The following is a 19,628-nucleotide window of genomic DNA, read 5'->3' on the forward strand; positions in this document are numbered from 1 at the left end:
CAACGTCTTATTCGCTGCTTAACCAAAAATCCAGTTTTTTTGTGCTTATTATTATCTTTCTATTTTAGCGGAAATTAACAAAGGAGAAAGGAGGTTTGCTATTTGTTGAGAGGTTTTATCTTAGCGGTCACGAAAATGCCGCAAAAAGCGGCATGATTCATAAATTAACGAGAGCAAAGTGTCGTTAGGAATATTGGTTATTGATTACTTAGCACTCAAGCAGCTGGTGTAGCTGTCTGTAAGTTGCTGAAGAAAATCGAAATAACTTCCACTCTTCACTTCAACCTGTGAACCAACAGGATCAAGTTGCCCTTGCTTAGCATTGCTTCCACGAGTCACCGATTCGATCACAGCCGGTGTAAATTGAGGCTCTGCAAATACACATTGAACATTTTCACGCACCAAGGTTTTCTTGATAGCTATCAAGCTTTTTGCACCCGGCTTGCGCTCTGGGCTCACGGTAAAGTGACCTAAGTTATTTAACTCAAACTCCTGTTCGAAGTAGCCGTACGCATCATGGAATACGTAGTAACCTTTGTCTTTCACTGGCGCAAGTTGTTCATTAATTGACTGCTTCTTCTCTTTCAAAGCAATCAAGAATGAGTCTAGGTTCTCTTGATACGCCATTGCGTTATCAGGGTCAGCTTCAATCAACTTAGCTGAGATATATTTTGCCGCGACTTCAACTTGGTCGATGCCCAACCAAAAATGCGGGTCATGGCTACCATGATGATGTCCTTCATGAGCATCGTGGTCTTCATGCCCAAACTCTCTCAAGTTGATTCCAGGAATCTCACTGATCTTGATAACATTTTCTTTTGAACCAATCACCTTAGTCAAAAAGGCTTCTAGGTCAGGGCCGAACCAGATAACCATATCGGCACTATGAACTTTTTTGACATCCGATGGCTTAAGCGCATAATCATGCGGCGAAGCATTGCTGTTCATCAACACATCCGGCTCACTAACGCCTTGCGTTAATTCTGTCACAATCATTTGAATCGGTTTAAAGCTTGTTAGAATAGTATTGGCACTTGCGACACTTGGCGCTAAAAGCAAAGTAGCAAGTATAAAAGATGAACGTGACATAATCCCTCGATAATAGAAAAGTAGCTTAGGCTTGAGGTAAATGTTACATTATAACATTAGCGAATTGCAAATGAGTTCTATTCATGGATAACTTAATCCAACTAGATTCTGTGAGCGTCGAGTTTGACGGTCGAAAAGTTCTAGACAACATCTCTCTAAATATAGAGCGCGGCAGAATCACCACCCTCATTGGGCCAAACGGTGCAGGAAAGTCGACATTAGTAAAAGTGGTACTGGGTTTACAAACCAAATTTTCAGGCACAATAACAAAAGCTAAAAAACTGAAAATTGGCTATGTACCACAAAAATTAAAGCTTAATGATTCACTACCGCTTAATGTAGAACGTTTTCTAAAGCTCACTGGCAAGTTCAGTCAGCAAGAGATCCTTGAAGCATTGAAGCTAGTTGGTGCTGAACATCTGCAAAAGAGTAACATGCACCAGCTATCTGGCGGTGAAAACCAACGTGTGCTGATTGCTCGTTCACTGCTAAGAAGACCAGACCTACTGGTTCTTGATGAACCTGCTCAAGGCGTTGATGTACAAGGACAAATTGACTTGTATGACCTAATTGACACCATTCGTCACCGTTTTGGTTGTGCCGTATTTATGGTTTCACATGACCTGCATTTAGTGATGGCCAAAACAGACGATGTTATCTGCTTGCACCACCATATCTGTTGCTCAGGCGCACCTGCAGACATCAAACACCACCCTTCGTATATTGCGCTCTTTGGCACCGCGACCCAAGAAACACTAGCGTTTTATCATCACCAACACGAACATCACCATCATGATCTTGCAGGCCAGCCTGTCGAAGGCGACGTGCATGAATGTTCAAACCATAAACACGGACATCACTAATGCTTGAGTTTCTTCTTCCCTCTATTTTGGCGGGTTTGGGTATTGCGCTAATTGCAGGCCCATTAGGGTCGTTCGTAGTATGGCGCAAGATGGCTTACTTTGGTGACACGCTTGCTCACGCTTCTTTGATGGGCTTAGCACTTGGCTTTCTGTTCAACATTAACTTGTATTTCGCGCTGCTGATTTGTTGTTTGATGCTGGCCGTGTTGCTAGTGACTTTACAAAAACAAAAGCTAGTCGCGACCGATACCCTACTCGGTATATTGGCGCACAGTGCACTCTCTTTAGGCCTTGTTGCTGTCAGCTTCTTAGACAATGTTCGTGTCGATCTAATGAGTTACCTATTTGGTGACTTGCTTGCGGTGTCTCCAACAGATTTGGTGTTCATCTACGCGGGTGCTGCAGTGATTGGTTTAGTGCTTGCGATATTTTGGCGACCACTGCTATCAACGACAGTAAATGAAGATCTTGCAGCAGTAGATGGCATCAACATTGACTTGATGCGCCTAATCCTGATGTTGCTGGTTGGTATCGTGATTGCGGTCGGTATGAAATTTGTTGGTGCATTGATCATGACGTCATTACTGATAATCCCAGCAGCAACGGCAAGGAAATTCGCCAATACACCCGAACAAATGGCATTCCTCGCCTCTGTAATTGGTTCTATCGCTGTGTTCGGAGGGTTGAGCTTGTCTTGGTTCTATGACACGCCAGCCGGCCCTTCTGTTGTTATCAGTGCTGCGGCAATGTTTATGCTATCTCAAATGTACAGAACCCGCGCCTAAAGTGAAAAGTCGGGATTCATTCTGGCTTTTAACAACACAACAGTTGACGCGGCAGTCGTTTATAAAAGAACCGTTTACAAAAAAATCGGTCACAAAAGAAAAAGGCTTGGTCAATGACCAAGCCTTTCTTATATCGTTCAGTTAGCTTCTATCTCGTTAGATAAAAGCCAGCTGATTACCAACCCGTGATTTCACGTAGGCCTTTACCGATGTCAGCAAGAGACTTAACAGTCTTAACGCCTGCTGCTTCTAGCGCTGCGAATTTATCTTCAGCAGTACCTTTACCGCCAGAGATGATTGCGCCAGCGTGGCCCATACGTTTACCCGGAGGAGCAGTAACACCAGCGATGTAAGATACAACTGGCTTAGTTACGTTTGCTTTGATGAACTCAGCAGCTTCTTCTTCCGCAGTACCACCGATCTCACCAATCATTACGATTGCTTCAGTCTCTGGGTCTTCTTGGAAAAGTTTTAGGATATCAATGAAGTTTGAACCTGGGATAGGGTCACCACCGATACCAACACATGTCGACTGACCAAAGCCTTCATCTGTTGTTTGCTTAACTGCTTCGTACGTCAGAGTACCTGAACGAGATACGATACCTACTTTACCCTTCTTATGGATATGACCAGGCATGATACCAATCTTACACTCGTCTGGAGTGATAAGACCTGGACAGTTAGGACCGATCATGCGAACGCCAGTTTCTTCTAGCTTCACTTTAACGTCGATCATATCTGTAGTAGGGATACCTTCAGTGATCGTTACGATCAGTTCGATACCTGCATCAATTGCTTCTAGGATTGCATCTTTACAGAAAGGTGCTGGTACGTAGATAACTGTTGCTGTTGCGCCAGTTACTTCTACTGCTTCACGTACTGTGTTGAATACTGGAAGGCCTAGGTGAGTTTGACCACCTTTACCAGGTGAAACACCACCAACCATTTGCGTACCGTATGCGATAGCTTGGTCTGAGTGGAATGTACCTTGACCGCCAGTGAAACCCTGACAGATTACTTTAGTGTCTTTGTTAATTAATACAGACATTATTTAGCCTCCGCAGCAGCAACAACTTTCTGAGCAGCATCTGTTAGAGATACAGCAGCAATGATATCAACATCAGAATTAGCAAGTACTTCACGACCTAGGTCTGCGTTTGTACCTTCTAGACGAACAACTACAGGAACTGTTACGCCAACTTCTTTAACTGCACCAATAATACCTTCAGCGATCATGTCACAACGAACGATGCCACCGAAGATGTTTACTAGTACTGCTTTAACATTGTCATCAGAAAGGATGATCTTGAATGCTTCAGCTACACGCTCTTTTGTTGCGCCGCCGCCTACATCAAGGAAGTTTGCTGGCTTGCCGCCGTGTAGGTTTACGATATCCATCGTACCCATAGCAAGGCCTGCACCGTTAACCATACAGCCAACGTTGCCATCAAGTGCTACGTAGTTCAGTTCCCACTGAGCTGCGTGCGCTTCGCGCTCGTCTTCTTGTGAAGGATCGTGCATTTCACGAAGCTTTGGCTGACGGTACATTGCGTTTGAGTCAATGTTGATCTTGCCGTCTAGACAAAGAAGGTTACCTTCATTTGTAATAACAAGCGGGTTAATTTCTAGTAGGGCTAGGTCGTACTGAGCGAACATTTCACCAAGACCCATGAAGATCTTAACGAACTGTTTAATTTGATCGCCAGCTAGGCCAAGTTTGAATGCCAATTCACGGCCTTGGTAAGCTTGAGGGCCAACTAGAGGATCGATCGCAGATTGGTGAATCAACTCTGGAGTTTCTTCAGCGATTTTCTCAATGTCCACACCGCCTTCAGTTGACGCCATGAATACAATTTTGCGCGTTGCACGGTCAACAACAGCACCTAGGTAAAGCTCGTTAGCAATGTTCGATGCTTCTTCAACTAGGATCTTTGTTACAGGCTGACCATTAGCGTCTGTTTGGTAAGTCACTAGGTTTTTACCTAGCCACTTTTGTGCAAACTCTTTAACGCCTTCTTTAGTGTCATGTAGCTCTACGCCGCCCGCTTTACCGCGACCACCAGCGTGTACTTGACACTTAACAACTTTCTTGGCTGTACTAATACGGCCTGCAGCTTCGAAAGCTTCTTGTGCTGTGTCACACGCGAAACCTTCAGGTACAGGCAAACCGAATTCTGCAAACAGCTGTTTGGCTTGGTATTCATGCAAATTCATTTTGATATTCCGTTTATTTTCCCTTAAGGGATTATTATTTCCATAACGACACAGTTTCCTGTGGTACGTCTGTAGGGTCTTCTCAAATCAACTGCTGTCCATTTTCTAATGGCTTTACAGTTCAAGTGAAGGCCAGACGTTGAGCAGCCTAGCCTTTGAAACTTTTTACGTCTAGCTAACGGGGTTAACTAGACGTTTTAGAGATACTAAACGTCTAATAGCAGACGTGCAGGATCTTCTAGAAGCTCTTTGATTGTCACTAGGAAGCCAACTGATTCACGGCCATCGATTAGACGGTGATCGTAAGAAAGCGCTAGGTACATCATTGGTAGAATTTCTACCTTGCCATCAACAGCCATTGGACGATCTTGGATTTTATGCATACCCAAAATTGCCGCTTGAGGCGGGTTGATGATTGGCGTAGACATTAGAGAACCAAATACACCACCGTTTGTGATAGTGAAGTTACCGCCCATCAGCTCATCAACTGTTAGCTTGCCGTCACGGCCTTTGATTGCTAGCTCTTTGATGCCTTTTTCGATGTCAGCAAAACCTAGTGTGTCACAGTCTTTCAGTACTGGAGTCACTAGACCACGTGGCGTAGATACCGCCATGCTAATATCGAAGTAGTTGTGGTAAATGATATCTGTACCATCAATCGAAGCGTTAACTTCAGGGAAACGCTTCAGCGCTTCTGTTACTGCTTTCACATAGAAAGACATGAAACCAAGACGCGTATCGTGACGCTTCTCGAATTGGTCTTTGTACTGCTTACGAAGATCCATGATTGGCTTCATGTTCACTTCATTGAAAGTAGTCAGCATCGCTGTGCTGTTCTTCGCTTCTAGAAGACGGTTTGCAACTGTCTTACGTAAGCGAGTCATTGGCACACGTTTTTGGCTACGAGCCGCTGCTGGCGCTTCAACTGCAGGTGCAGATGCTGCTGCCGGAGCCGCTTTCACTGCTGCTAGGTGTGCGTCGATGTCTTCACGAGTAATACGACCACCAACACCAGTGCCTTTGACGTCAGCTGGTTGTAGGCTGTGTTCTGCAAGAAGACGACGAACAGCAGGGCTTAGTGCGTCGTTGCTTTCTTCTGTCAGTGCCGCTTTGTGGCGCTTATCAGGAGAAGCTTCTGTATCTTCAGTGGTATCTTTCGTTGGTTCACCAGCGACAGCACCAGGTTTGATCTTTGCAAGAAGCTGCTTAGAAAGTACCGTAGCACCCTCTTCTTCTAGGATAGCTTCCAGAACACCCGCTTCAGGAGCCGGTACTTCTAGAACTACTTTATCTGTTTCGATGTCTACAATGACTTCATCACGTGCAACGGCTTCGCCTGGTTTTTTGTGCCAAGTCGCCACTGTTGCATCAGCCACAGATTCAGGTAAATCTGGAACCAGAATTTCAATTGTCATGTGCGTATTTTCCTTTTACTTCTAGTTCTTAAGTAGGGTCAAAGCGTCGTCAACTAACGCTTTTTGTTGTTTCAAGTGTACCGACATATAGCCAACAGCTGGTGATGCTGATGCAGGACGACCTGCATATTGAATATCAGCACCCACTGGGATAGCAGCTCGGAAATTATGTTGGCTACTGTACCAAGCACCTTGGTTTTGTGGCTCTTCTTGACACCAAACGTAATCGACTACATTTGTGTACTGTGCGATTGCAGCTCTCACGTCCTCATAAGGGAACGGGTAAAGTTGCTCAATACGTACAATAGCGACATCGTCTTGCTCGTTCTTACGTCTTTGATCAAGTAGGTCAAAGTAAACCTTACCTGAACAGAACACGACGCGTTTTACGTTCTCAGGAACCAGATCATCAATTTCTGCGATAGCTGGTTGGAACGTACCTTCTGCTAAATCTTCCATAGAAGACGTACATAGAGGGTGACGAAGCAATGACTTAGGTGACATTACGATCAGTGGACGACGCATTGGTCGAACAACCTGACGACGAATCATGTGATAAACCTGTGCCGGTGTTGAAGGAACAACAACCTGCATGTTTTGTTCAGCACATAATTGAAGGTAACGTTCAAGACGTGCAGATGAGTGCTCTGGGCCTTGGCCTTCATATCCGTGAGGAAGCAGCATAGTTAGACCACATAAACGTGCCCACTTTTGCTCACCTGACGAAATGAATTGATCGATTACAACTTGTGCACCGTTTGCGAAGTCACCAAATTGCGCTTCCCAAAGGGTTAGACCGCTTGGTTCTGCCGTTGCATAACCATACTCAAATGCGAGTACCGCTTCTTCAGATAACACAGAGTCAAATACTTGGAATGGCCCTTGTTTATCATGAATGTTCGCAAGAGGAACATACGTGCTTGCATCTGATTGATTGTGCAGTACTGAGTGACGGTGGAAGAACGTACCACGACCTGAATCTTGGCCTGAGATACGAATACGCTTACCGTCATCAACAAGTGTTGCGTAAGCCAGAGTCTCGGCCATACCCCAATCGACTTGTTTCTCACCATTCACCATGGCAGTACGATCGTTGTAAAGTTTGTTTACTCGGCTTTGCAGCTTATGGCTGTCTGGGTATTGGCAAAGTTTGCTACCAAGCTCTTTCAGGCGCTCGATGTCAATCTTGTTGTCCCATTCGATGTTCCAGTCGTGACCTAAGTAAGGTGACCAGTCCACTGAGTGAAGTGCCATTGGGCGCCACTCTTTAACCACAACTTCACCGTGATCAAGTGCATCACGATATTCGTTAACGAGTTGAGTTGCCGTATCAATACCAAACTCACCGCGTTCCATTAGCACGTCAGCATAAAGCTTACGTGGCGTTGGATGCTTCTTGATTTTTTGGTACATCAAAGGCTGCGTTGCATTCGGCTCATCGGCTTCATTGTGACCGTGGCGACGGTAACAAACCAAATCAATAACAACATCACGCTTAAACGTATTACGGTAATCTAATGCAAGACGCGCTACGAAAGCGACAGCTTCTGGATCATCAGAGTTAACGTGGAAAATCGGAGCCTGAACCATCTTCGCGATATCGGTACAGTACATCGTAGAACGAGTATCGCGAGGGTTAGACGTTGTAAAACCAACTTGGTTATTTACAACGATACGAACCGTACCACCAACACAGAAACCACGAGCTTGAGACATGTTGAACGTCTCTTGTACTACACCCTGGCCAGCGATAGCTGAATCACCATGGATAGTAATTGGAAGTACGCGGCTACCATCTTTATCGTCTAGACGATCTTGGCGAGCACGTACTGAACCGATAACTACCGGGTTTACGATTTCTAAGTGAGATGGGTTAAATGCTAGTGCTAAGTGAACGTTGCCACCTGGTGTCGCGAAATCTGCAGAGAAACCTTGATGATATTTAACATCACCAGTACCCCACGAGTCATCGCTGTGCTTGCCCGCAAACTCGTCAAACAGGTCTTGTGGCTTTTTACCAAGCACATTGACCAGCATGTTTAGACGACCACGGTGAGCCATACCAACAACAACTTCACGCATGCCTTGTCCACCTGCATGACGAATAATTTCCTTCGTCATTGGGATCAACGCATCACCACCTTCCAACGAGAAGCGTTTTGCGCCTGGGAATTTAGCACCAAGATAGCGCTCAAGACCTTCAGCAGCAGTTAGCTCTTCTAGGAAAGCTTGCTTTTCTTCTTTATCGAAAGAGGGTTGACCAGAAACAGACTCTAAACGTTGTTGGATCCAACGCTTTTGCTCTGTGTTAGTCATGTGCATGTATTCAGCACCAATCGAACCACAATAAGTTTGCTTTAAAGATTTGTACAAATCTCGAAGCACCATCGTCTCTTGGCCAATGGCGTAAGAGCCGACGTTAAACGTCTCATTGAGGTCATCTTCGGTAAGAGTGTGGAAAGAAGGATCCAGTTCAGCGACTGTATCTCTTTCCCATAAACCTAGGGGGTCTAGATTTGCTGATTGATGCCCTCGGAATCGATAGGCATTAATAAGTTGCAGAACCTTTACTTGTTTCGCATCGACATCTGGATCACTAACTTGGACACTGTAATGCTTTGTTTCTTGAGCGAGTCGACGGAAGTATTCACGAACACGAGAGTGTGGTTGTTCCACTGCTTCTGAAGCTTGCACAGGCAATTCTTCAAAAACACTTCTCCATTCGTCACTTACCGAATCGGGGTCACTTAGATACAGTTCATAGAGTTCTTCTACGTACGTTGCATTGGCGCCAGCCAAGTGTGAAGACTCGAGCCATGCCTTCATCACGCCGTTGTGCATATTTTCCCTTAACCAGTAGTTTTCACGTTTGCTGCGGTCTATGCCGAGCTATTAAAAGGCCGCCCCAAAACTTCTAGGGCGGCAATTTTTATATAACTTAAACCGAACGATTCACAAGCATGGTCTTGATGTGACCAATCGCTTTCGTCGGATTTAATCCCTTAGGACAAACACTTACACAATTCATGATGCCATGGCAACGAAAAACGCTAAATGCATCATCAAGATCGGACAGACGTTCGTCTGTCGCCGTATCTCGGCTATCTATTAGCCAACGGTATGCTGCAAGCAGGCCAGCTGGTCCGATGAACTTATCTGGATTCCACCAGAATGATGGGCACGAAGTTGTACAACATGCACACATGATACATTCATACAAACCATCTAAATGAGCACGCTCATCAGGGCTTTGTAGGTTTTCACGAGCCGGTGGCACATTGCCATCAGACACTAAGAACGGCTTAACTTTTTCGTAGTTATCGTAGAACTGAGTCATGTCTACGATTAAATCACGTACCACAGGCAAACCTGGAAGTGGGCGAATTACGATTTTATCTTGGCCAGTAAGAGCAGACAGAGGTGTAATACACGCCAATCCATTTTTACCATTCATGTTCAAGCCATCAGAACCACATACACCTTCACGGCATGAACGACGGAATGAAATCGTTGGATCTTGCTCTTTCAAAAGAATAAGCGCATCCAAAAGCATCATGTCAGAGCCTTCCTCCACCTCTAGGGTGTACTCTTTCATGTAAGGCTTCTGGTCCACATCTGGGTTGTAACGGTATAAAGAGAAATTCAGTTTCATGGTCATATCTCCTTAGTACGTACGTGCTTTCGGCGGGAATGCTTCACGATGGATAGGTTCCATGTTCACGCCACGCTTAGTCATACTTTCTGATTCTGGGTTGTAAAGTGAGTGGCATAGCCATTGCTCATCATCACGGTCTGGGAAGTCAAAACGAGCATGCGCTCCACGACTCTCTGTACGGAAGTTTGCTGCAACCGCAGTTGCGAATGCCGTTTCCATCAAGTTTTCAAGCTCTAAACACTCAATACGTTGCGTGTTGAACTCTGTCGACTTATCTGAAAGGTGTGCATTCTTAAGACGCTCACGAATCACTTTAAGCTCTTCTAAGCCATCAGCCATCGCTTTACCTTCACGGAATACAGAGAAGTTGTTCTGCATACATTGCTGAAGATCTTTACGAATTACCGCAGGGTCTTCACCGTCAGTACTGTTTTCCCAACGATTGTAGCGCTCTAGTGAACGTTCAATGTCGGCTTCAGTTGCAGGTTTTCCTTCAGCTTGCTTATTCAAAGTCTCACCAAGGTGAAGACCTGTTGCACGACCGAACACAACCAAATCAAGTAGCGAGTTGCCACCTAGACGGTTTGCACCATGTACAGATACTGAAGCGATTTCGCCACAAGCGAATAGACCTTGAATTTCAACGTCTGTACCGTCTTCAGTTTGTTTGATTGCTTGACCAGAAACCTGTGTAGGAACACCGCCCATCATGTAGTGACACGTTGGGATTACAGGAATTGGTTCTTTAACAGGATCAACGTGAGCGAAGGTACGAGAAAGCTCACATACACCCGGCAGACGAGATTCAAGCGTCTCTTTACCTAGATGATCAAGTTTCAGCTTGATGTGTGGACCCCATGGACCATCACAACCACGACCTTCACGAATCTCAACCATCATCGAACGAGCTACAACATCACGACCTGCTAAATCTTTAGCATTCGGAGCATAACGTTCCATGAAGCGCTCGCCGTCTTTATTGAGAAGGTAACCACCTTCACCACGACAACCTTCTGTTACCAAAACACCTGCGCCAGCGATACCCGTTGGGTGGAACTGCCACATTTCGATGTCTTGCATTGGAACGCCTGCACGAATCGCCATACCAACACCGTCACCAGTGTTAATGTGTGCATTCGTTGTTGATGCGTAGATACGACCAGCACCACCAGTAGCAAGGATTGTTGCCTTCGCTTTGAAGTAGCAAACCTCGCCCGTTTCCATACAAAGCGCGGTAGTACCTAAGATTGCACCATCTTCGTTTTTAACAAGATCCAGTGCATACCACTCAGAGAAAACCGTCGTTTTGTGTTTAATGTTTTGTTGGTAAAGCGTATGAAGCAGTGCGTGACCAGTACGGTCAGCTGCCGCTGCAGTACGAGCCGCTTGCTCACCACCAAAATTCTTAGATTGGCCACCAAACGGACGTTGGTAAATACTGCCGTTATCAAAGCGAGAAAATGGAAGACCCATTTTTTCTAATTCGATAACTGACTCAGGGCCATTTTTACACATGTACTCGATAGCATCTTGGTCACCGATGTAATCGGAACCTTTAACCGTATCGTACATGTGTTGTTCCCAGTGATCTTCATGCGCATTACCAAGAGCAACGGTGATACCACCTTGCGCAGATACAGTATGAGAACGAGTTGGGAAAACTTTAGAAAGCAATGCACAAGATAGGCCTTGCTCAGAAATTTGTAGCGCGGCGCGCATACCAGCACCACCAGCGCCAATTACTACAGCATCAAACTCACGAACAGGAATAGTCACTTACGCACCCCACAAAATAAACAGACCAGAGAAGAAATATCCTAGAAGAACCGCAACAACACCGACTTGAAGACCAACGCGCAATTTTGCACATTTGATGTAGTCAGTTAGTACTTGCCACAAGCCGATCCACGCGTGAACCAAAATTGAAGTAAGTGCTAACATGGTGAAGACTTTAGTGAAGGTACCACCAAAGAATTGCGTCCAAGATGCGTAAGAAATATCACCTGAGAAAGCACAGAAGCTCACTAGGTAGATAGTGTAAAGCGTCATAATGATGGCTGTTGCACGAATCAATAGATAATCATGCACACCATTACGACCAAAAGTAGAAACGTTGTTTACCATACTAAGATCCCCGCTAGTAGAGACAATACCGCTGTTGCTGCGAATGCAACCTTCGCGCTCTTAGCGCCAGATTCCAGCTCTTCAAAGTGACCAAGGTCCATAAGAAGGTGACGAATACCACCAGCAATGTGGTAAGCCAAAGCGGTTAAAATGCCCCACAGAATAAACTTCACGAAGAAACCGTCGACAATGTCGCTAGCTTCCATAAAGCCTACAGGGGAAGAGAGGGAAATGGATAGTAACCAAAGCAGAATTCCGATCGCAACAAAAGTAATCACCCCAGACACACGGTGTAGGATGGAAGCTATTGCTGTGATAGGAAAGTGGATGGTCTGTAAATCTAAATTAACAGGTCTTGTCTTTCTTTCTTTCACGGGCTCGCTCACTCAGCTCCATTGAGCATGATGGTCATTAAATAACCTTATGTATTGTTATGGACAAAATTTGATTGCAAACCTTCAAAATTTAACATTAACTTAACAAATAACGTAGGTTGAGCCTTAGATAATTGTAAAATAATTGTTAACAGCTAGGTTTCTGAAGACACCTCACATTTCTTCTTAGCCTTGCATTTATAAGGTTTTAACCAAACTTTTCAGCGCCACTATACGGCTGGCAACATTCTAATACAATTGATGCAACAAATAATGCTACACAGAACAGATTTTTAACGAATTTAATGTAAAAAACACTAACAAGTGCACACAAAGCTGCAGAAAAATTGACTTTCTCACGTAAGACCAGTAAAAAAATGGCACATAAACATCCTGGACGGATTAATAATAACAAAGGAGATTGTTATGGCGGATAAGAAAGCTACCCTTCATATTGAAGGTCAAGCACCGATCGAATTGCCGATTACAGAAGGTGTACTTGGTACTCCAGTCATCGACGTTCGTACACTGGGTTCTAATGGTTTTTTCACTTTTGATCCTGGTTTTCTTGCCACTGCATCTTGTGAATCGCAAATAACTTATATTGACGGTGGAAAAGGTATCCTTCTACACCGTGGTTATCCAATTGATCAACTGGCCAATAACGCTGATTACTTAGAAGTTTGTTACATTCTTTTATACGGCGAAGCTCCTTCTCGAGCTCAATACGAAGAGTTCAAGACGACAGTCACACGTCACACCATGGTTCACGAGCAAATTGCTAGTTTCTTCCACGGCTTCCGTCGTGACGCTCACCCAATGGCTGTTATGTGTGGTGTGGTAGGTGCGCTTGCTGCGTTCTATCATGATTCATTAGATGTTAATAACGACACACACCGTGAAATTGCGGCATACCGCCTAATTTCTAAGATGCCGACACTGGCTGCAATGTGTTACAAATATTCTATCGGTCAACCGTTTATCTACCCGCGCAATGACCTAGGCTACGCAGAAAACTTCCTACATATGATGTATGCAAACCCATGTGAAGAATATGAAGTAAACCCTGTTGTCGCTCGCGCAATGGACAAAATCTTTACGTTACATGCTGATCACGAACAGAATGCTTCAACGTCAACGGTTCGTTTAGCAGGTTCTTCGGGTGCAAACCCATTTGCTTGTATTGCTGCTGGTATCGCTTCTTTGTGGGGTCCTGCTCACGGTGGTGCTAACGAAGCTTGTCTAATGATGCTTGAAGAGATCGGTAGCGTAGACAACATTGAAGAATATGTAGCAAAAGCAAAAGACAAAGATGACCCATTCCGTCTAATGGGCTTCGGTCACCGTGTTTACAAAAACTACGATCCACGTGCAACAGTAATGCGTGAAGCGTGTCACGAAGTACTTAAAGAGCTAAACATTCAAGATCCACTACTAGACGTAGCAATGGAACTTGAGCGCATCGCTCTTTCTGACGAGTACTTTGTTTCTAAGAAGCTATACCCGAACGTAGATTTCTACTCAGGTATAATTCTGAAAGCGATCGGTATTCCTGTATCAATGTTCACAGTAATCTTCGCGATGTCTCGTACTATCGGTTGGATTGCACACTGGAACGAAATGCACAGCGATCCGACGAACCGTATCGGTCGTCCTCGTCAGTTGTATACTGGTGAAGAACAGCGTGATTTCCAAGCTCTACACGAGCGCGAATAGTAAAGTTTAAACTTTTCTAATCGATTGAAATCAAAAAGGGTTGATGTATTAACATTAACCCTTTTTTGTATTCCAGTATTTCGTATCACTTCAATGAAGGTACAAATATCCAGAAAGTCATAACCTCTAAACGTGGTTACACTGGATTATCAATATCGATAAATTCTACATCTAAGTCATGCTCTTTCGCTAACCACTCACCTAATGCCTTCACACCATAACGTTCTGTTGCGTGGTGGCCTGCTGCAAAGTAATGAATATCTTGCTCACGTGCAGAGTACGTTGTGCGCTCTGAAATTTCACCAGAGATAAATGCATCAATACCTTGAGACGCAGCTAACTCAATGTAGTCTTGACCACCACCAGTACACCAACCAACAGTCGTAATCATTTTATCTTGGTTTTCTGGAGTGATATGTAATGGCTTGCGGTTCAAAGCTTGGCCAATCTTTTCTGCGAACTCTGCACCAGTCATTGGTGAACTCAACTTACCAAACATCGCAACAGATTGTGGATGCCCTTCCAAGCCACCTTCAACTTCAATGTCGAGCAACTCTGCAAGCTTGGCGTTGTTACCAAGTTCAGGGTGGATATCAAGTGGTAAGTGGTAACCCAAAAGGTTGATGTCGTTTTTAATCAGAGTTCGAATGCGCTTACCCTTCATACCACGAATGGCTTCTGACTCACCTTTCCAAAAGAAACCGTGATGGACTAATAAAGCATCTGCGTTCAGTTCTACCGCTTTATCAATTAATGCTTGAGAAGCTGTCACACCAGTAACAATGCGCTTTACTTGAGAAGTACCTTCCACTTGAAGACCATTAGGACAGTAATCTTTAATCTGCTGTGGCTGAAGTTTTTCGTTAAGTAGCTTTTCTAATTGTAAGTTATTCATTTTTCTTTCCAGCTTAACTTTATAATAACGTCGTTATATCAATTTACGGGTAGAATGTCGAAAGCCCCACGATGAGTTTATGAGGAACCGATGACAGCACTGCAACGTTTTTACCAATGGGTCATCGACTCACCGCCGTTACTGAAAATTAAGCCACCGATTTCCGATCTTGGTGCATTCTTAAGCACCCATGCCATCGACTCATCACACACTTATAACGGAAACCCAAGGTTAGGTTTCCTCTACCAGCATCTATGTGAACAAGTCATTGAAGCCTCACCTGATTATTCGGTCAAGTACGATGAGATTCAAATTAATGTTGAGGGAAGAACACTCGGTGCTATCGACTTTATTTTAGAAGAAGAAAATAGCCAGAAACTGCAACACTGGGAAGTCGCGATCAAGTTTTACCTGCTCCATGAACAGACATGGTTTGGTCCTAACTCTCATGACCAATTGGATAAGAAGTTAGACAGGATGCTCACCCATCAACTTGGCATTTCCTCTTCAGCGGCGTTTGTGGAGCAATATCCAGAGATCGATGTCGACTCAAAACATCTCCTCATGCAGGGTCGTCTATATACCAACCCATTCTTAGATCAAAAAGTACCTACTGAATGTTTGGGCTATGACATTAATTCAAGCCAAGTAAACGGTTTTTGGTGTTATCAAAACCAAGCCCATTTAATTACTGATGTACTCTACCCTCTCACCAAAGAGCAATGGGCAGCTGGCACTGATGACTTCACCTGTGAACCTATCACCGAGTTTGGTGATCGCTTCGTTCATGGGCAAACTAAATCAGGGCAGTTTTGGTTTGTGATGCCACAAAGTTGGCCACACGGTTAAGACAATCTACTCATTTGCAAATTAATTCAAACACTTAGCCTTAACCGCTATACCCACAAGCTGATAAAAAAGGGCTGATGCTTTCACATCAACCCTTTCACTATTTACTTGATGACTCTACTAATCGGTATTCGATTATAGGCCAGCGGCTGCAAATACTTGATTAACAATCTCTTGAGCTTCTGCTTCGATTGCTTTCAGGTGCTCTTCACCTTTAAAGCTTTCACAGTAGATCTTGTAGATGTCTTCTGTACCTGATGGACGAGCAGCAAACCAACCGTTTTCAGTCGTCACTTTTAGGCCACCAATCGCAGCGCCATTACCCGGAGCGTGCGTTAGGCGTGCGGTAATTGGGTCACCAGCCAGCGTCTCAGCAGAAACCATCTCTGGAGACAGCTTCTTAAGTACGTCTTTTTGTGCACCGTTTGCTACCGCTTGAATACGGTTATACTTAGATTCACCGTGTTTAGCGGCAAGCTCTTCGTAATATTCTTGTGGGTTCTTACCCGTTACTGCTGTGATCTCAGCCGCAAGCAAACAAAGAATTAGGCCATCTTTATCTGTTGACCAAGGCGTACCGTCTTTACGTAAGAAAGATGCGCCAGCACTCTCTTCACCACCGAAACCAAACTGACCGTTGTATAAGCCATCAACGAACCATTTGAAACCAACCGGCACTTCACAAAGTTCACGACCTAAGTCGGCAACAACACGGTCGATTAGTGCACTTGATACTAGTGTTTTACCCACTGCAACGTCTTTGCCCCAACCTTCACGGTTACGGTATAGGTAGTCAATACAAACCGCTAGGAAGTGGTTTGGATTCATCAAGCCTTTTGGCGTAACAATGCCGTGGCGATCGTAATCAGGGTCGTTACCAAACGCTAGTTGATAGTCATCTTTAAGCGCCAGTAAGCCTGCCATTGCGTACGGAGAAGAACAATCCATACGAACCACACCATCTTTGTCTAGAGACATAAATTGGAACGAAGGATCAACCGCTTCACTGACCAGAGTAAGATCTAGGTTGTACGCTTTGCCAATTTGACGCCAGTAATCAATACCGCTGCCACCCAGTGGATCAACACCAATCTTGATGTTTGCTTTCTGGATCGCTTCCATATCAACCACGTTAACCAAGTCAGCGATGTAAGGAGCAACGAGATCAACTTCTTTCACTAGCTCAGACTGTTTAGCCTGTGCGATAGGAGTACGCTTTACACCTTGCATTTGCTCAGCAATGATGACGTTCGCACGATCTTCAATCGCTTGAGTTAGCTCAGCCTCAGCAGGGCCACCGTGTGTCGGATTGTATTTAATACCACCGTCTTGTGGTGGGTTATGCGAAGGCGTGATAACAATGCCGTCCGCTTTTTTGTCATTCACTAGGTTATGCGTAAGAATCGCGTGCGAGATACCTGGTGTTGGAGTAAAGCCATTGTTTTCTTGAATAATAACTTCAACATCGTTGGCTACAAGCACTTCTATTACAGTAGAAAACGCAGGCTCAGAGAGAGCGTGAGTATCTTTACCTAGGAAAAGAGGCCCTGTTGTACCTTGCTCAGCACGAACTTCAGCCACCGCTTGTGCGATCGCTAGGATGTGGTTTTCATTAAATGTTGATTTGTCTGCTGTACCACGGTGACCTGAAGTACCGAACAGTACTTTGTGGTCTGGGTTAGTAGCATCCGGTTGCTGTAAGAAATAGTTAGCAACTAAAGCCGGAATATTATGAAGATCTTCCTGCTGAGCTTTCTGCCCAGCACGAGGGTGCATAGCCATTTTTCGACATCCTTATATATAAAATTTAAAAACAAAAAAACCTCATAATATCTTCTTATCCATGGATATTATGAGGTTTAAATCAGATTTCGTTAAATTGAACCTGTTACTTTTTCTATCAATTCTGCTTGGAAACTCATGCGGCTCATAAGCTGTTCAACCATTTGTCTTTTACGGCTAGTGTTATTATTAGTTATAACCCAAAAAGGACTTTGTGGAATGGCTTTAGGCTTCGTTGTGTTGCCGTTTGCTAGCAAGGTCTCTTCGTTGTCTGCAAAGTAAACACGCTTGCGGCCTTTTACTTGAGTTGCTTCTGAAAAGCTTAAAGGGTCGATTTTATGCAGTGTCGATAACACAAGCATGAAACGATCAATGGCTTTCTTCAGTGATGCAAACTCATCTGATATTAGTAGTGAGCGCATTTCTTTAACACCATCGAACTTCTCTGGAGTAAAGCCTACCTCTTTGCTAACAACGATACCTTTTGGCTCAACGATTTCTTCGATCGGAACCATGCCTTGGCTATCAACCTGTAATAAGCGGCGCAGAATATCTGAAGCGCTTTCGCCAATACGTTCTGTCTGACCCGCAATAAAACGGTATAGGTCCTCATCAACCTCAATTGTTTTCATTCGCTTTTCACAATCTCAATGTTTAAACTCAGGGGGATTATAGCGAGATCCGCGCGGATACTCTACGTCAAACCCACCATGAATAAGATAAAAATGTCAGTACAGCTCAACTATAAATTAGAAGGTGCGGGTCACACCATTGTTTTGATCCATGGATTATTCGGTAATCTGGACAACCTTGGCTTGCTCGCTAGGGATCTGAAAGCCGATCACCAGGTACTTAGCATCGATCTACGCAACCACGGTCAATCCTTCCATAGTGACACTCACAGCTATAAAGCAATGGCACAAGATGTGGCTCAACTACTGAATGATCTTGAGTTAAATGATGTCACTGTGATTGGTCATTCCATGGGTGGCAAGGTAGCGATGGCGCTGACACAACATCTTACGCTGCATAAATTGATTGTCTTGGATATGGCACCAGTCGCGTACACCCAAAGTCGTCACGACAACGTATTCGCCGGCCTACAAGCCGTAATAGAAGAAAAACCGACATCACGCTCAGACGCGCTTAAGATCCTCGCAAAACATATCGAAATTGATGGGGTTCGCCAGTTCTTGACCAAATCTTTGTTCAAAACGGAACAAGGCATCATGGAATGGCGCTTCAACGTTGCTTCGTTATTGAGCAACTATCCACAAATTATTGGTTGGGAACCGATCGAGAAAACCTCGGTCAAAACCTTGTTAATAAAAGGTGGGGATTCTGATTACCTCACAGCTGAGCATCAAACCGCCGTTCAACAGCAGTTTTCCAACGCAAAGGCTCATGTTATCGCTAACACGGGACACTGGTTACACGCGGAAAAGCCAGCCGAAGTACTCCGTGCAATAAGAAAATTCATCGCTTAGATAGGTTGATTAGTCGATATAAATGAGAGCTGTGTAATCACAGCAGATTAACTTTATCTCACAACAGTGATATAGTGCGCCCAAGCAAATTTGGTATATAAGGTTCCCATGCTTTACGACTACATGAACATCATTGAATCCATTGGTTTAGATCTTCTGTTTGCCGCGATTTTCTTTCTAATCGGAATGGCAATTAAAGACGTTCTAAAGGAAGGAAATGTTCCTGCATTTGGTCGTCGCATCGTATGGTTAGTACTTTTCCTTGGCTGCGCAGGTTTTATCGCAAAAGGGATAATCCAACTAAGCTGGGAAGGAACTGGAATCTAACGATTTCCTCCGAACTTTATTACACCGACAACAGACAAAATGAAAGGTAATGA

The 19,628-nt window shown here is 44.4% G+C and carries 18 protein-coding genes; 6 read left to right on the forward strand and 12 right to left on the reverse strand.

The genetic code is table 11. The features are described 5' to 3' along the window. Positions 1-204: 204 nt before the first annotated feature. Entirely contained in the window at positions 205-1,089 is an 885-nt protein-coding gene (gene znuA, locus AC3CID_RS11330) for a zinc ABC transporter substrate-binding protein ZnuA (RefSeq protein ID WP_065204987.1), read from the reverse strand. An 83-nt stretch (positions 1,090-1,172) separates the two neighbouring features. Here znuA and znuC point away from each other — a divergent pair, with 83 nt between their 5' ends. Then, positions 1,173-1,952 carry a zinc ABC transporter ATP-binding protein ZnuC gene (gene znuC / locus AC3CID_RS11335; RefSeq protein ID WP_004734207.1) on the forward strand — a complete coding sequence of 260 codons (780 nt, stop codon included), beginning with the start codon at positions 1,173-1,175 and terminating at the stop codon, positions 1,950-1,952. After that, positions 1,952-2,737, forward strand: a complete 786-nt coding sequence (znuB, locus tag AC3CID_RS11340) for a zinc ABC transporter permease subunit ZnuB (protein ID WP_004734208.1) — start codon at positions 1,952-1,954, stop codon at positions 2,735-2,737. The genes znuC and znuB overlap by 1 nt, the downstream gene beginning before the upstream one ends. A 175-nt stretch (positions 2,738-2,912) precedes the next feature. Here znuB and sucD read toward each other — a convergent pair whose 3' ends face one another. From sucD to sdhC, 8 genes are all read right to left on the reverse strand, one after another. Then, positions 2,913-3,785, reverse strand: coding sequence for a succinate--CoA ligase subunit alpha (gene sucD / locus AC3CID_RS11345; RefSeq protein ID WP_004734209.1), 873 nt, complete (start codon positions 3,783-3,785; stop codon positions 2,913-2,915). Beyond that, on the reverse strand, positions 3,785-4,951 hold the full coding sequence (sucC, locus tag AC3CID_RS11350) for an ADP-forming succinate--CoA ligase subunit beta (protein WP_004734210.1): 1,167 nt from the start codon (positions 4,949-4,951) through the stop codon (positions 3,785-3,787). Before sucC ends, sucD begins: the two co-directional genes overlap by 1 nt. A 206-nt stretch (positions 4,952-5,157) precedes the next feature. Beyond that, a complete protein-coding gene (gene odhB, locus AC3CID_RS11355) occupies positions 5,158-6,366 on the reverse strand; it encodes a 2-oxoglutarate dehydrogenase complex dihydrolipoyllysine-residue succinyltransferase (RefSeq protein ID WP_065204988.1) in 1,209 nt (402 codons plus the stop codon). Positions 6,367-6,387: 21 nt separating this feature from the next. Beyond that, on the reverse strand, positions 6,388-9,207 hold the full coding sequence (gene sucA / locus AC3CID_RS11360; RefSeq protein ID WP_488526562.1) for a 2-oxoglutarate dehydrogenase E1 component: 2,820 nt from the start codon (positions 9,205-9,207) through the stop codon (positions 6,388-6,390). A gap of 97 nt (positions 9,208-9,304) precedes the next feature. After that, positions 9,305-10,018 carry a succinate dehydrogenase iron-sulfur subunit gene (locus tag AC3CID_RS11365; RefSeq protein ID WP_004734213.1) on the reverse strand — a complete coding sequence of 238 codons (714 nt, stop codon included), beginning with the start codon at positions 10,016-10,018 and terminating at the stop codon, positions 9,305-9,307. A 12-nt stretch (positions 10,019-10,030) separates the two neighbouring features. Next, positions 10,031-11,797: a succinate dehydrogenase flavoprotein subunit gene (sdhA, locus tag AC3CID_RS11370; protein ID WP_488526563.1), complete on the reverse strand. Its 1,767-nt coding sequence runs from the start codon at positions 11,795-11,797 to the stop codon at positions 10,031-10,033. Further along, a complete protein-coding gene (gene sdhD / locus AC3CID_RS11375; protein WP_004734215.1) occupies positions 11,798-12,145 on the reverse strand; it encodes a succinate dehydrogenase, hydrophobic membrane anchor protein in 348 nt (115 codons plus the stop codon). Next, positions 12,139-12,531, reverse strand: a complete 393-nt coding sequence (gene sdhC / locus AC3CID_RS11380) for a succinate dehydrogenase cytochrome b556 subunit (protein WP_012604532.1) — start codon at positions 12,529-12,531, stop codon at positions 12,139-12,141. The genes sdhD and sdhC overlap by 7 nt, the downstream gene beginning before the upstream one ends. 414 nt (positions 12,532-12,945) lie before the next feature. Between sdhC and AC3CID_RS11385 the strand changes: the two genes are divergently transcribed. Further along, complete coding sequence (locus AC3CID_RS11385) at positions 12,946-14,235, forward strand: citrate synthase (RefSeq protein WP_004734217.1); 1,290 nt, start codon at positions 12,946-12,948, stop codon at positions 14,233-14,235. A 136-nt stretch (positions 14,236-14,371) separates the two neighbouring features. Here the strand turns inward: AC3CID_RS11385 and AC3CID_RS11390 are convergent, their stop codons facing one another. Continuing rightward, the gene (locus AC3CID_RS11390) at positions 14,372-15,130 is read right to left on the reverse strand and encodes a Nif3-like dinuclear metal center hexameric protein (protein WP_054547183.1); all 759 of its coding nucleotides are present in this window, start codon (positions 15,128-15,130) and stop codon (positions 14,372-14,374) included. Positions 15,131-15,220: 90 nt separating this feature from the next. Here AC3CID_RS11390 and AC3CID_RS11395 point away from each other — a divergent pair, with 90 nt between their 5' ends. Continuing rightward, positions 15,221-15,979, forward strand: coding sequence for a DUF1853 family protein (locus AC3CID_RS11395; protein ID WP_488526564.1), 759 nt, complete (start codon positions 15,221-15,223; stop codon positions 15,977-15,979). A 135-nt stretch (positions 15,980-16,114) separates the two neighbouring features. Here AC3CID_RS11395 and pgm read toward each other — a convergent pair whose 3' ends face one another. Together pgm and seqA are read right to left on the reverse strand one after the other, a co-directional pair. After that, on the reverse strand, positions 16,115-17,761 hold the full coding sequence (pgm, locus tag AC3CID_RS11400; protein WP_054547181.1) for a phosphoglucomutase (alpha-D-glucose-1,6-bisphosphate-dependent): 1,647 nt from the start codon (positions 17,759-17,761) through the stop codon (positions 16,115-16,117). Positions 17,762-17,853: 92 nt separating this feature from the next. Further along, positions 17,854-18,393, reverse strand: coding sequence for a replication initiation negative regulator SeqA (seqA, locus tag AC3CID_RS11405; RefSeq protein WP_004734221.1), 540 nt, complete (start codon positions 18,391-18,393; stop codon positions 17,854-17,856). 93 nt (positions 18,394-18,486) lie between these two features. Between seqA and AC3CID_RS11410 the strand changes: the two genes are divergently transcribed. Together AC3CID_RS11410 and AC3CID_RS11415 are read left to right on the forward strand one after the other, a co-directional pair. Then, positions 18,487-19,248 carry an alpha/beta fold hydrolase gene (locus AC3CID_RS11410; protein WP_102450870.1) on the forward strand — a complete coding sequence of 254 codons (762 nt, stop codon included), beginning with the start codon at positions 18,487-18,489 and terminating at the stop codon, positions 19,246-19,248. Positions 19,249-19,356: 108 nt separating this feature from the next. Further along, on the forward strand, positions 19,357-19,575 hold the full coding sequence (locus AC3CID_RS11415) for a DUF2788 domain-containing protein (RefSeq protein ID WP_004734223.1): 219 nt from the start codon (positions 19,357-19,359) through the stop codon (positions 19,573-19,575). The last annotated feature ends 53 nt before the right edge of the window (positions 19,576-19,628 follow it).

The organism is Vibrio sp. QJM3NY_21, assembly GCF_057785975.1.

Excerpts from the sequence above, each read along its gene's own strand:
- odhB (WP_065204988.1), bottom strand. The coding sequence starts at position 6,366 with ATGACAATTGAAATTCTGGTTCCAGATTTACCTGAATCTGTGGCTGAT.
- znuA (WP_065204987.1), bottom strand. The coding sequence starts at position 1,089 with ATGTCACGTTCATCTTTTATACTTGCTACTTTGCTTTTAGCGCCAAGT.
- znuB (WP_004734208.1), top strand. The coding sequence starts at position 1,952 with ATGCTTGAGTTTCTTCTTCCCTCTATTTTGGCGGGTTTGGGTATTGCG.
- sdhD (WP_004734215.1), bottom strand. The coding sequence starts at position 12,145 with ATGGTAAACAACGTTTCTACTTTTGGTCGTAATGGTGTGCATGATTAT.
- AC3CID_RS11415 (WP_004734223.1), top strand. The coding sequence starts at position 19,357 with ATGCTTTACGACTACATGAACATCATTGAATCCATTGGTTTAGATCTT.
- pgm (WP_054547181.1), bottom strand. The coding sequence starts at position 17,761 with ATGGCTATGCACCCTCGTGCTGGGCAGAAAGCTCAGCAGGAAGATCTT.
- znuC (WP_004734207.1), top strand. The coding sequence starts at position 1,173 with ATGGATAACTTAATCCAACTAGATTCTGTGAGCGTCGAGTTTGACGGT.
- sucC (WP_004734210.1), bottom strand. The coding sequence starts at position 4,951 with ATGAATTTGCATGAATACCAAGCCAAACAGCTGTTTGCAGAATTCGGT.
- sucA (WP_488526562.1), bottom strand. The coding sequence starts at position 9,207 with ATGCACAACGGCGTGATGAAGGCATGGCTCGAGTCTTCACACTTGGCT.
- seqA (WP_004734221.1), bottom strand. The coding sequence starts at position 18,393 with ATGAAAACAATTGAGGTTGATGAGGACCTATACCGTTTTATTGCGGGT.
- AC3CID_RS11385 (WP_004734217.1), top strand. The coding sequence starts at position 12,946 with ATGGCGGATAAGAAAGCTACCCTTCATATTGAAGGTCAAGCACCGATC.
- AC3CID_RS11365 (WP_004734213.1), bottom strand. The coding sequence starts at position 10,018 with ATGAAACTGAATTTCTCTTTATACCGTTACAACCCAGATGTGGACCAG.
- AC3CID_RS11395 (WP_488526564.1), top strand. The coding sequence starts at position 15,221 with ATGACAGCACTGCAACGTTTTTACCAATGGGTCATCGACTCACCGCCG.
- AC3CID_RS11410 (WP_102450870.1), top strand. The coding sequence starts at position 18,487 with ATGTCAGTACAGCTCAACTATAAATTAGAAGGTGCGGGTCACACCATT.
- sucD (WP_004734209.1), bottom strand. The coding sequence starts at position 3,785 with ATGTCTGTATTAATTAACAAAGACACTAAAGTAATCTGTCAGGGTTTC.
- AC3CID_RS11390 (WP_054547183.1), bottom strand. The coding sequence starts at position 15,130 with ATGAATAACTTACAATTAGAAAAGCTACTTAACGAAAAACTTCAGCCA.